At 63.4% G+C, this 12,133-nt stretch carries 11 protein-coding genes; 7 read left to right on the top strand and 4 right to left on the bottom strand.

What is annotated here, in order from left to right; genetic code table 11:
- The first annotated feature begins 35 nt into the window (after nt 1-35).
- The 5 genes from ACN9MZ_RS01075 (at nt 36) to ACN9MZ_RS01055 (ending at nt 3,834) form a co-directional block, all read left to right on the top strand.
- The gene (locus tag ACN9MZ_RS01075) at nt 36-953 is read left to right on the top strand and encodes an N-acetylglucosamine kinase (protein ID WP_426340502.1); all 918 of its coding nucleotides are present in this window, start codon (nt 36-38) and stop codon (nt 951-953) included.
- 7 nt (nt 954-960) lie between these two features.
- Nucleotides 961-1,752 (top strand): peptidoglycan recognition protein family protein, encoded by a 792-nt coding sequence (locus ACN9MZ_RS01070; RefSeq protein ID WP_426340501.1) that lies wholly within the window; start codon nt 961-963, stop codon nt 1,750-1,752.
- An 87-nt stretch (nt 1,753-1,839) separates the two neighbouring features.
- A complete protein-coding gene (locus ACN9MZ_RS01065) occupies nt 1,840-2,745 on the top strand; it encodes a LysR family transcriptional regulator (protein ID WP_426340500.1) in 906 nt (301 codons plus the stop codon).
- Nucleotides 2,742-3,353, top strand: coding sequence for a M15 family metallopeptidase (locus tag ACN9MZ_RS01060; RefSeq protein ID WP_426340499.1), 612 nt, complete (start codon nt 2,742-2,744; stop codon nt 3,351-3,353). The genes ACN9MZ_RS01065 and ACN9MZ_RS01060 overlap by 4 nt, the downstream gene beginning before the upstream one ends.
- Before the next feature lie 13 nt (nt 3,354-3,366).
- The gene (locus ACN9MZ_RS01055) at nt 3,367-3,834 is read left to right on the top strand and encodes a hypothetical protein (RefSeq protein ID WP_426340498.1); all 468 of its coding nucleotides are present in this window, start codon (nt 3,367-3,369) and stop codon (nt 3,832-3,834) included.
- Here ACN9MZ_RS01055 and ACN9MZ_RS01050 read toward each other — a convergent pair.
- From ACN9MZ_RS01050 to ACN9MZ_RS01035, 4 genes are read right to left on the bottom strand one after another with little or no spacing between them, the layout of a single operon-like run.
- Nucleotides 3,829-4,350: a DUF2939 domain-containing protein gene (locus ACN9MZ_RS01050; RefSeq protein WP_426340497.1), complete on the bottom strand. Its 522-nt coding sequence runs from the start codon at nt 4,348-4,350 to the stop codon at nt 3,829-3,831. The genes ACN9MZ_RS01055 and ACN9MZ_RS01050 overlap by 6 nt on opposite strands.
- The gene (locus ACN9MZ_RS01045; protein ID WP_426340496.1) at nt 4,334-4,594 is read right to left on the bottom strand and encodes a hypothetical protein; all 261 of its coding nucleotides are present in this window, start codon (nt 4,592-4,594) and stop codon (nt 4,334-4,336) included. The genes ACN9MZ_RS01050 and ACN9MZ_RS01045 overlap by 17 nt, the downstream gene beginning before the upstream one ends.
- Before the next feature lie 9 nt (nt 4,595-4,603).
- On the bottom strand, nt 4,604-6,157 hold the full coding sequence (gene dacB / locus ACN9MZ_RS01040; RefSeq protein ID WP_426340495.1) for a D-alanyl-D-alanine carboxypeptidase/D-alanyl-D-alanine endopeptidase: 1,554 nt from the start codon (nt 6,155-6,157) through the stop codon (nt 4,604-4,606).
- Between the two features lie 10 nt (nt 6,158-6,167).
- Entirely contained in the window at nt 6,168-7,406 is a 1,239-nt protein-coding gene (locus tag ACN9MZ_RS01035) for a nucleoside recognition domain-containing protein (RefSeq protein WP_426340494.1), read from the bottom strand.
- A 133-nt stretch (nt 7,407-7,539) separates the two neighbouring features.
- On the opposite strand from ACN9MZ_RS01035, the gene ACN9MZ_RS01030 reads away from it, so the two are divergent.
- Nucleotides 7,540-9,222: an ABC transporter substrate-binding protein gene (locus ACN9MZ_RS01030; protein WP_426340493.1), complete on the top strand. Its 1,683-nt coding sequence runs from the start codon at nt 7,540-7,542 to the stop codon at nt 9,220-9,222.
- 86 nt (nt 9,223-9,308) lie between these two features.
- Nucleotides 9,309-12,065, top strand: coding sequence for a TonB-dependent receptor (locus ACN9MZ_RS01025; protein WP_426340492.1), 2,757 nt, complete (start codon nt 9,309-9,311; stop codon nt 12,063-12,065).
- Nucleotides 12,066-12,133 lie beyond the last annotated feature (68 nt).

Raw genomic sequence — 12,133 nt, 5'->3', positions numbered from 1 at the left:
AAGATGTCGGCGTTTCAACGTACACTCGACAGATCATGGGCAAACCTGACACCGATCGTACCTTAGGGCTGGGAATCGATGCTGGAGGCACGGAAACACGCTGGGCGCTTGCCGACCCGGCAGGCGACATCGTGGCCGAAGGAACGGTCCCCGGGCTGTCCGCCCTGATGATGGCCAAGCCGGCCGGGCGCGAGCTGATCCACACCATCTTCAGCCAGCTGGCGCAAGACGTATTGGAAGCGGGCAAGCCGTTGCGCATCTGCGCCGGGCTGACCGGTTTCGGCGGCGATGGCGCCGTGTTGCTGGACTGGCTCTCCACGCTGCTTGGCGTGCGCCTGGACGCCATCACACTCTGCAACGATATCGAAGTTGCCTATCTCGACGCCTTCGAGCCCGGCCAGGGTTACCTGGTCTACGCCGGCACCGGTTCGATTGCCGCCTTCATCGACGAGCAAGGCGAATTCCACCGCGCCGGCGGCCGCGGCGTCATGCTGGACGATGCCGGCGGCGGCTTCTGGATTGCGCGCGAAGCGATGCGCCGCATCTGGCGCGGCGAGGACGAACAGCCCGGCGCCTGGGAGGATTCGCCGATGGCGCATGCGGTGTTCGACCATGTCGGCGGCAGCGACTGGTCTTTCTCGCGCAACTTCATGTACACCCAGGAGCGCGGCGAGGTCGGCAAGCTGGCGCTGGCCGTAGCCATGAGCGCCGGAGCCGACCCCGCCGCCCGCCATATCCTGCTGCAGGCCGGCCGCGAACTGGCGCGCCTGGCGCTGGCGCTGGTGACGCGTTTCGGCGCGCGGCCGATTGTCCTTTCCGGCCGCGCCGCCGAACTGCATCCCCTGATTTTCGAAGCCATGCGCACCGACTTGCCGCCTGAATTCCATTTGCAAAAACGCAGCGCCAGGCCGCATCATGCGGCTGCCAGGATGGCCGCCCGGCCACGCAACTAAGGAAACCATGAAAAAACTGCTGCTCGCTTCCCTGATCGCCCTGCTGACGGGTTGTGCCACCCAACTGCCGAACATCGACCATTCGCTGACCTCCAAAGGGCAGAGCAGCCGCGTGCGTTTCGTCGTGCTCCATTACACCGTAACCGACTTGCCGCTGTCGATCAAGCTGCTGACCGAGAAGGATGTGAGCGCCCACTACCTCATCACCGACGAGAATGAGCCGCGCGTCTACGCCCTGGTCGACGAAAACCGCGCCGCCTGGCACGCCGGGTTGAGTAGCTGGAAGAACTACACGGCACTGAACCACAGCTCGATCGGCATCGAGATCGTCAACCCCGGCTTCAAGGACTTGCCCGATGGCCGCCACTGGTACGGCTTTTCCGAGCGCCAGATGGACCAACTGGTCGCCCTGCTCAAGCAGATCAAGGAACGCCACCAGATCGCGCCGGAAAACTTCCTCGGCCACGCCGACATCGCACCGCAACGCAAGCAGGATCCCGGCCCGATGTTCCCGTGGAAGCGGCTGGCCGACGCAGGCCTGATCACCTGGCCCGACGCCGCCGCCGTGGCCGCGGTGCGTCCGCAATACGAAGCCCAGCTGCCGGACATCGCCTGGTTCCAGCAAAAGCTGGCCCAGCACGGCTACGCCACCCCGCAGACCGGCGTGCTCGACCCGGAAACCCACAATGTGCTGGCGACCTTCCAGGCCAAGTACCGCAACAGCAAATGGGATGGCGTGCCCGACGCCGAATCCGCCGCCATCCTCGACGTGCTGACCGCGCCCAAGCCAAAACAGTAAGGCGGTTTGCACGGGCGCCGGCTTTCCCCTATCCTGCCAACATGCCGCGGGGACGACCGGCGGCGCCGAGGAAGAGGAACCAGGACAATGCGGCTGCGCCACATCGAAGTTTTCCACGCCATCATGCAGGTCGGCACCATCAGCGGCGCCGCGCAGGTGCTGCATATTTCCCAGCCTGCCGTGACCAAGGTGTTGCAGCACGCCGAGCTGCAACTGGGCATGCCGCTGTTCGAGCGCGTGCGCGGCAAGCTGTACCCGAAGCCGGAAGCGCACCGCCTCTTTGCGGAGACCGAGAAACTGCACCGCGACCTGCAAGGCATCCGCCGCCTGGCGGCCAGCCTGAAGGGCCGCGCCGTCGAAACAGTGCGCCTGGTGTCGACGCCGACCATCGCCATCAGCGTGCTGCCGCAAGCCATGAGCGAATGGCGCAAGGAATTCCCCGACACACGCTGCGAACTGGCTACCCATCACACTTCCGAAATCGTCAACACCTTGCGCCTGGGCGAAGCCGACATGGCGCTCTCGCTGCAGGACCCGCGCCACCCCGGCATCATCGCCGAACCGATTGCACAAGGCGTGATGACGGTGATCGCGCCGGCTGGCAGCTGGCGCGGCGATGAAGCGGACATGCCGCTGACGGCGCAAGGCCTGAGCGGCGAGCTGATAGGCCATGCCGACAACGACCCGCTGGGCGAGATGATCGTGGCGTCCTGCGAGGCGCAGGGCATCCAGCCCAACTTCCGCACTACGGTACAGACTTACCAGATCGCCCGGTCGCTGGTGGAAGCTGGCGCTGGCCTGGCTGTGGTCGATCCTTTCACCGCGGCGTCGGCCGATCCGGCCAAGGTGCAGAAACGCCAGTGGGCGCCGGCCATTCCGATCCAGCTCTTCCTGCTGACCAACAGCCACGCGCCGCTGTCGCACGGTGCCCGCCAGTTGGCCGACTCCATCGCCAGCATGGCACGCGCCTGCCTCGAACAGGGAAAGCAATGAGCAAGACCACCCGCAGCGAAGACGTTCCCGGCAACCCCGACTTCCGCCACCTGGCCACCATCGCCGGTGTCGCGGTCGACCTGCGCTATGCCGGACCGGATAACTTCGTCGGCCGCGACCTGTATTCGCCACTGGATTGCGCCTGGCTGCACCGCGACGCCGCCGCTGCCATCGAGCGCGTGGTAGGCTACCTGGCATGGCGTGCCCCCGGCTACAAGGCGCTGCTGCTCGACGCCCTGCGTCCGCACCGCGTGCAGGAAGAGCTGTGGCAGGCGCTGGCCGGCACCAGCCTGCAGATGTACCTGGCGCCGCCGGAACGCGGCTCGATCCATTCCTTCGGCATGGCGGTCGACATCACCATCCTCGATCCGTCCGGCCAGGAGCTCGACATGGGCACGGGCTTCGACGACATGACAGAATTGTCGCACCCGGTGCTCGAGGCACGGCACCTCGCCAGCGGGGAACTGACTGCCGCACAAGTGGCCAACCGCCAGTTGCTGCGCGATGCCATGTTCCAGGCTGGCTTCGCCGGCATCAACAGCGAATGGTGGCATTTCGACTGCGGCGACCGCGTGCTGGTGCGCCGCGACTACACAAAAGTCCTATAAGGAGACAGCCCTTATGCAGCAGCCCTGGTCTACCACACGAGCAATCCTGACCGGCGGCGCGCTGGGCGGCTTGCTGGACATCCTGTTCGCGATCAGCTTCGCCGGCTATAACGGCATGCCGCCGGACCGCCTGCTGCAAGTGGTGGCCAGCGGCGCGTTGGGCAAAGCGGCCTTCACCGGCGGCGCTCCCGCCGCTGCATTCGGCCTGGCCTGCCACTTCGCCTTGAGTTTTGTGTGGATGGCGCTCTTCTTCTTCGCGGCGCGCCGCGTCCCGGCATTGGCGCGCAAACCGCTGCTGGCGGCCGTCGGCTATGGCTTGCTGGTGTTCTTCGCGATGCGGCTGGTGGTGCTGCCGCTATCGGCATTCCCGCGCCCGGTGACGTTCAATGCCGTCTCATGGGGCATGGACATCCTGTCGCACATCTTCCTGTTCAGTCTTCCGATCGTTTGGGCCACGCGCAAGGTGCTGCGCGCGTCATAGGCGAAATTCGGACAGCTTCCAGTCCGCAAAGCCGTTGCGGACGAAGACCAGCGCGATCTTGTCGTTGCGGACGACGTAGCGGTTGACGCCATCGCGCTCGGTCACCCATTTCGGTTTCGCTGCGCCGGAGTCCGGCTCTTCGTCCCGCTCCCGCTCCCGCTCCCGCTCACGTGCGTCGCGCTCCTCGTGCCGCCGGTCGCGCTTCTTCGCAAAATCACCATGCTCCAGCACAAACATCACCGCTTCCGGCCGCACCAGTGCATCCACCACCACGCCGCCGAGCAGGCGACCCAAGCCGCTGAGCGCGTCGTCGCCCGGCTTGCCGGCGATATCGTCCTTCATGTTCTCGCGTAGCGCCGGAAAATCGACGTGGCTATTGAAGGCCTCCACATCATGCACCCGCACCGCTTCCTTCATCTGGTGCACAACGAGCAGCGGTGACCAGTACCAATACGCCGTCACCGCGACGACAACCGCCAGCAGCGCGCTCGGAATCCCTTTACTTCGTCTTGCCATCGTTCCCCCAACGCCAGCGCGGAGGTTCACCCGTGAAGTAGCAAACCAGGATAAAGATCGCCGTGGCGGCCGTGGTCAGGGCCAGGAATCCAAGCGGCGAACGCTCAGGATTCAGCATCACTGCGCCGGCCGCCATGGCCACCACGTAGGCGGCTAGCACCAGCCAACCCTGCCAGGTGCCAGGCACGCCCCATCCCCAGCCATGGCTTTTGGCGGGGAACCAGTACCGTTTCGTTTCGCTCATGGATGCTCCTTATCGTGTGCTCGGCGGCTCGTTTGCCGCTTGCGGTGCCGCGCTGCGCGCGACCCAATCGATCACGCCGTCTGCCAGCGCGCGGCCATTACCGTTGCCAGCGCGTTCGTGGTTGACCATGACCACCACGATACACTGGCGGCCACTGGCGTCGGGGACGTAGCCGGCGATCGCGACCACGTTTTTGAGGGAACCGGTTTTGATGCGGGCGCGCATCGCTGCAGGGCTTTCTTTCAGGCGGCGCCTCATGGTGCCATCGATCGCCGCAATCGGCAGGCTAGTGAGGAACTCGGGCGCCCACAGGGACGTTTGCGCGGCCCTCAGCAGGCCGGCCATCTGCTCGGGAGTAAAGCGCTCGATGCGCGACAGGCCGGAACCGTTTTCGAACACCATGCCGGTATCGTCGATGCCCTGCCCGCGCAGCCAGGTGCGGATCTCAAGTTCGGCACGGACCTGCGTGGGCATGCGAGGTGGCGCATCCATCATGGCGCAGCATTGGGGTTGGGCGGGGGAAGCGTCCGCGAGGTCGGGCAGCGGTCGGCTGCCAAGCAAGGGATCGGCTTGCAGACTGCCCAGGCTCAGGAAAATGGTACGGGCCAGCCCATTGTCGGACAGCTTGTTGGTATCGCGTACCATCTCGGGCAGGGATCGGCTCACATGCTCGGCCAACAGCGTCGATGAACCACTATTGAAGGCGCGTGACTGCGCCTCGGAAGCCTCGACTGCCTGGCCGTTGAATTGGCCTCCCAGCCGCTCCCAGGTCGCGCGGAACAGGCGTTCGGCGTAGTCGGTGCGGTCCAGGACATTGATCACATTGGTCCGGCTGCAGTTGCGCGGGAATGTCCCCTTCAGCACCACGGTCAGGTTGGGACCGTTGCGCACATATTCGGGAATCTTCCAGCCGTCCTCCCATTTCGCGCAATCGCGATCAACCAGCGTCAGCGCGGAACGCACGCGCACATTGTCCAGCTCGGGCAGCACGCTGGCCTTGATCGTCTTCGCATCGGAGGTGATGTCGAGCGTCTGCAGGTTCATGTTCAGCAGCAGCGCATCGGGAATCAGGTTGTAATACGCCTCAGGCGATTCATCGAACGGCGGCGCGCCCGCATCGGCACGCGCCGGCTGCCAGAGCTGGCGGTCCAGTATCAGGTTGCCTTCGATCCTGCGGATGCCTTTGGTGCGCAGCTTTTCCAACATGTGCGTGAAGGCGTCGGCCGTGAAGTCGCCGTCGGCGCCGCCACGCAGCACCAGGTCGCCATGCAGCGCGCCGCCCGCAACTTCTCCTGTTGTGCGCAACTCCGTGCGGCCGCGGAACTGGGGCCCGAGTACATCCAGGCCCACCATCGTGGTGAACAGCTTCATGATTGAGGCAGGCGTAAAGGTACGCGTCGCTTCGTGCGACACCAGCACCTCATCGCCGCGCAGCACCACCGCCCCGATGGCATTTTCCGGGATGCCTTTTTCGGCGGCCAGCCTGGCGATCGGTTCTGGCAGCGCCGCGTGGGCGGTGGCGCCGATAGCGGCAAACAATGTGGCAAGTAGCAGGCGGCGCATCAATGGGTCCTCAACCGAAAAACACGTAGGCTACCGCAATCGCGGTCAAAACCCCCGCGAGATCCGCAATCAGGCCGGCGGAAATTGCATAGCGTGTCTTGCGGATGCCGACCGAGCCGAAATACAGCGCCACGATATAGAAGGTGGTATCGGCCGAGCCCTGGAAGATGCAAGCCAGGCGGCCGACGAAGGAATCCGGTCCGTAGGTCTTCATCGCATCGATCATCATGGCACGCGAACCGGAGCCGCTGAAAGGCTTCATCAGCGCGGTCGGCAGCGAAGGCACGAAGTCCGTGCGCAGGCCGAGCGCACTGAACACCCAGTTGAAGGCATCCATCACCAGCCCGAAGACGCCCGCGTTGCGCAGTACGCTGATCGCCACCAGCATGCCGACCAGATAAGGAATCACCGTCAGCGAAGTCTGGACGCCGCCCTTCGCGCCCTCAATGAACGCCTCGTACACATTCACCTTCTTGAGCAAGGCGCCGATGATGAAGGCCGCGATGATCGAAATCAGGATCAGGTTGGACGCTACCTTGGACACCACCTCGATCTGCTCGCGCGTCAGGAAAGCGGTGAAATACCAGATCAGCCCCGCGATGGCCGCCGTCATGCCGCCGATCCAGGCCAGCAGCACAGGGTCGAACAGGTTCAGTCGCTGGCGGATGCCGACCGCGATGATGCCGGTGATGGTCGCGGCGTAAGTCGCGATCATGCACGGGATGAAAATGTCGGATGGATCGGCCGCGCCGAGGATCGCGCGTTGCGCCATGATCGCCAGCGGGATCAGCGTCAGGCCGGAGGTGTGCAGCACCAGGAACATGATCTGGGCGTTGCTGGCCGTGTCCTTGTTCGGGTTCAGCGACTGCAGGCTTTCCATCGCCTTCAGGCCGAATGGAGTGGCGGCGTTGTCGAGGCCCAGCAGGTTGGCCGAGAAGTTCATCACCATGTGGCCGGTGGCCGGGTGGTCCTTCGGCACCTCCGGAAAGATGCGCGAGAAGAAGGGCGAGATGATCTTCGCCAGCCAGCCGATTGCGCCGGCTTTTTCGCCTACGTTCATGATCCCCAGCCACAGCGTCATCACGCCTGCCAGCGGCAGTGCAATGTCCATCACACCCAGCTTGGCGGATTCGAAAGTCCCGTCGATGATCTTCTTGAAGATCTCCGTATCGCCCATGAACAGCCATTGGATGATGGCGGCTGCGAAGCCGACGAGGAAAAATCCGGACCAGATGTAATTGAGGGACATGGATGAACTTCTTGTAGTGGAATGACCAATTTTGCAGCGAAAGTATAGGGCCAGCGGATGAAAGTATGCGCTTCGCTCATGTAAAAAAGTTATAAGCTGGCGTATCGCCACGCACTGGCTTATGCTCCGACGCATGAAAAGACTTCGCGTTCTCGCCGCCGCCCTGACCCTTGCCTTGGCCGGCGCAGCTCCGGCAGCGCTGGCAGCCGACAAGGTCCTGCACGCCTTCCTGTCGACGGGCGAAACCGGCCTCGATCCTGCCGTCGCCTCCGATCTGGCCAGCCTGAGCCTGCTGGAAAACCTGTTCGAGCCGATGCTGCGCTACGACTACGAAGCGCGCCCGGTCAAACTGGCCCCCAGCAGCCTGCGCGCGATGCCGACCAGCGATGCCAGCGGCAAGGTCTGGACCTTCCACCTCAAGCCCGGCATGTTCTTCAGCGATGATCCCGCATTTAGGGGAAAGAAGCGCGAAGTTACGGCCTCGGATTATAAATTCGCCATTGAGCGCCTGCTCGATCCGGCGCTAAAGTCGCCCTGGTCCTTCATGTTCGAGGGCAAACTGGCGGACTTGCGGGCGCTTGATCAGTACACGCTGCGCCTGACGCTGAAGGAGCCAGACCCGAGCCTGCTGTTCTATCTTGCCCTGCCGGCCACCGGCGCGGTGGCGAAAGAGGTGACCGATGCTTACGGCAGCCAGGTCGGCAACCATCCGGTCGGCAGCGGTCCCTTCGTCATCGAAGAATGGAAGCGCAGCGACAAGATCACGCTGGCCGCCAACAGGGGCTACCACCAGGTCTGGCAAGGCAAGCACCTGCCGATTGTCGACAAGGTCGAAGTCAAGATCATGGAGGAATACCAGTCGCGCGTGCTGGGCTTCCTGAATGGCGAATTCGACTATATCGAGCAGGTGCCCGAGTCGATGCGCGACATGGTGCTCGATCCGTCGTCGGCCAAGCCAGTGCTGAAAGAGGACCTGGCCGCACGCGGCATGGTGCTGTCCCCATTCCCGGTGCTGCAGACCTATTACATGTGGATGAACATGGACGATCCGGTGATCGGCGGCTACAGCAAGGAAAAGGTCGCCCTGCGCCGCGCCATAGCATTGGGTTATAACAGCCCCGAGGACATCGCCCTGCTCAAGAAAGGCTTGGCCATCCCCGCGCAAAGCCCGCTGCCGCCGAATGTGCTGGGCTACGATCCGGCCTATCGCAGCCCGATCAGCTACAACCCCAAGCTCGCCAAAGCCCTGCTCGACCGCTTCGGCTACAAGGTGGGCAAGGACGGCTTCCGCACCCTGCCCAACGGGCAACCGCTGGCGCTGCTCATGCACAGCGAACCGACCATGGTCGGCCGCCTGCGCGACGAGCTGTGGCGCAAGAACCTGAATGCCCTGGGCATCCGGGTCAGCTTCAAGACCGACAAGAAGACCGAAATCATCAAGGCCAGCCGCCTCGGCAAGGTGCAGATGTTCGAAACCAACTGGATCGCCGACTTCCCGGACGGGGACAACTTCTTCCAGCTGCTGTGGGGCCCAAACAGCGGCCGCGCCAATTACGCCCGCTTCAACCTGCCTGACTACAACACCCGTTACGAGAAAGCCCGCCAGCTCAGCGACGGTGCGGAGCGCAACGCCCTGTACCGCGAGCTGAACCAGCTGATCCACGCTTATAACCCCTGGGTATTGCTGATTCACCCGATCTCGGCCGATATCCAGCAACCGTGGCTTAAAAACTACAACCGACACCCAGTCGAACTCACCAACTGGCGCTACCTCGACATTGAAGCAAAAAGCAATGTGACGCCGGCATTACATTAGGTTATGGACGTAAGAGTAATTTTCATTGGATGACAAGATTTCTCCGGAGCTAACCTGCAAAAAACACCTTATCTTGGGAGAGGCTCGTGAAGGTTAAAAAGCTGGCGCAACTGATTGCGCTGATCGGAGTAGTAAGCCCTGCCATCGCACAGGAAGCCGCGCAGCCCATGCAGCGCGTCGAGATCACCGGTTCCAGCATCAAACGAGTTGCCTCCGAGGGCGCTCTCCCGGTCCAGGTCATCACCTTCGACGCCATCAAGAAGGCCGGCATCACCAGTACTGAGGACCTGCTGCGCACGATTTCCGCCAACGGGACCGGTGCCGACAATATGACTTCGGGTAACAACGTGTTCGGCGCCGACGCCGACCGCGTGTCCGGCGGCGCCTCCTTCGCCTCTCTGCGCGGCCTGGGCCCGAACGCCACCCTGGTGCTGCTGAATGGCCGCCGCGTGGGCAACCACGGCGCCTCCGGCAAGGCGGTCGACCTGAATTCGATTCCGCTGGGCGCCATCCAGCGCGTGGAAATCCTGAAAGACGGCGCTTCTGCCATTTACGGTACCGACGCGATCGGCGGCGTGGTCAACTTCATCTTGCGGACGGACTACGCCGGCCTGGAAGCGGAAGCCAGCTACAACGCCACTGAAGCCGGTGGCGGCATGCAGCGCCGCTATTCCCTGCTGGGCGGCGTGGGCAGCCTGGCCGAACAGGGCTGGAACGTGATGGCCAGCGTGACGCACGACGTCAACGACAAGCTGTCGTCCAGCCAGCGCGACTTCGCCAATGGCTTCCAGCCGGAGCGCGGCCTGTCGCCGGACACCACCGGCACGCCCTACGCCAACCTCCTGACCGGCGCCGGCACGGCACTGGGGACGGGCTTCAAGGTCCCAGGAGACAACACCACCTACCTGCAGGCCAGCCCGCTGAGCTTCCAGGGCAAGTGCGACAGCATTCCCGGCATGTCGCAATACCAGACCGACCTGTGGAAAGACGTTACCGCGCCGACCCGCACCAGGTATTCCTGCGCCTATGATTATGGCGCGGACTATGTGATCAGCTTCCCGGTCGAACGCACCAACGCTATCTCGCGCGCGACTTTCCAGCTGAGCCCTGAGCACAAGCTGTTCGCCGAGCTGCTGGGCTCGCGTACCAAGGCGACTGCCGAACTGACGCCGGTGCAGATCTCGACCAGCCTGGCCAATGGCGCCGCCTATCCGGTCAACGGCCCGTATTACCTGGACATGACGCCGTTCATCCCCACTTACGACAAGACCAAGCCGATCATCTACAAATGGCGCTCGACCCCTTGGGGCAACCGCACCCAGGAGAACGTGACCGAAAACCTGCGCGGACTGATCGGCATGGAGGGCGTGCTGGCGGGTAAATACGACTACAAGTTCGGCCTGTCGCGCGCCCAGAGCACGACCAAGACCGACCTGATCGACGGCTATGGCTGGACCAGCCAGATCTACTCAGCCCTTGGCACCGGCAAGATCAATCCCTGGCTGTTAGCCGGCCAGGGCCAGACCGATGAAGCCATGAACCTGATCGAATCGACCAAGTTCCGCGGCCGCCTGCAGCATGGCAAGACCACCATGACCCAGCTCGATGGTTCGGTCTCGGGCGAGGTATTCCAGCTCCCGGCGGGTGCCGTATCGATGGCAGTTGGCCTCGATCTGCGCAAGGAAACTTACGAGTTCGCGCAGGATGTCGACGCGACCAAGATCCTGCTCGCTCCCGGCAACGCCAACCAGGACCGGGTCAGCCGCAATATCAAGGCGGTTTACGCAGAAATGATCGTCCCGGTGATCAAGGACCTGGAAGTGCAACTCGCGGTGCGCCGCGATGATTACTCGGTGATCGGCGCCACCACCAACCCGAAAGTGTCGTTCCGCTGGCAGCCATCACAGAACCTGATGTTCCGCGGCTCCGCCTCGAAGGGCTTCCTGGCGCCGAGTTTTACCCAGCTCTATTCGGGCCGCCTGCTGGGCGAACTGCCAAACGGCACCATCGACCAGGAGGGCTGCGCCCAGCATCCGGGCGACCCGGCCTTCTGCGCCATTCCGCGCCTGAACTACTTCTCGGGCGGCAATCCGGGCCTGAAGCCCGAAACCTCCAAGCAAGGCACGCTCGGCATGGTGATCGCGCCGTTCACCGGCTTCACCGCCTCGCTGGACTACTGGGCGATCAACATCCAGAACCGCATCCTGAACCGCACGCCGCAAGTAGTGCTGAAGAACTGGCAGTACCTGAACGATTACATCATCCGTAACCCGCAAACCGGTGTGATCGACCACGTGGAGGCAGGCTGGATCAATGCCGCCGGCCTGAAAACCCGCGGCCTGGACCTGGGCATGCGCCATGACGGCAAGTTCGGCGAGTACAAGACCACCGCCACCCTGGATGGCACCTGGATGCAGTCCTTCAAGTTCGCCGAGTTCGAAGGCCAGCCATTCATCGAGCAAGTCGGCAAGTTCGCGAGCCGCGACGTCTACCTGCGCTGGAAGCACAATGCCGGCCTGACCGTCTCGCGCGGCGACTGGAGTGTACTGTTCAACAACAAATTCGCCTCGCACTACGCCGACCAGTTGCCAAATGGCGGCAAAGGCACGCCGCCCGCCGGCTTTGACCCGAAGATCAAGCACTACAGCATCTTCGGCATTTCAGGCACGTATACCGGCTTCAAGAACACCACCATCACGGCCGGCATCCAGAACCTGTTCGACACCGACCCGCCATTCACCGCCCATAATGTGGACGAGGTGGTGGGCGCCGGCTGGGACCCGCGCGTGGCCGACGGCCGTGGCCGCTCCTTTGCACTCAACCTGAAATACAAGTTCTACTGACGTGATTACCCGGCGCAGTTTTGGCCGAATCGTAACGGCCGCCTTGGCCGCTGCCGCACTGCCTGGAG

Source organism: Pseudoduganella sp. S-14 (genome assembly GCF_049913285.1).
GTDB lineage: Bacteria > Pseudomonadota > Gammaproteobacteria > Burkholderiales > Burkholderiaceae_D > Rugamonas.
Note: the sequence above shows the minus strand (reverse complement) of the source record. Positions and strands in the feature narration are given on the sequence as shown.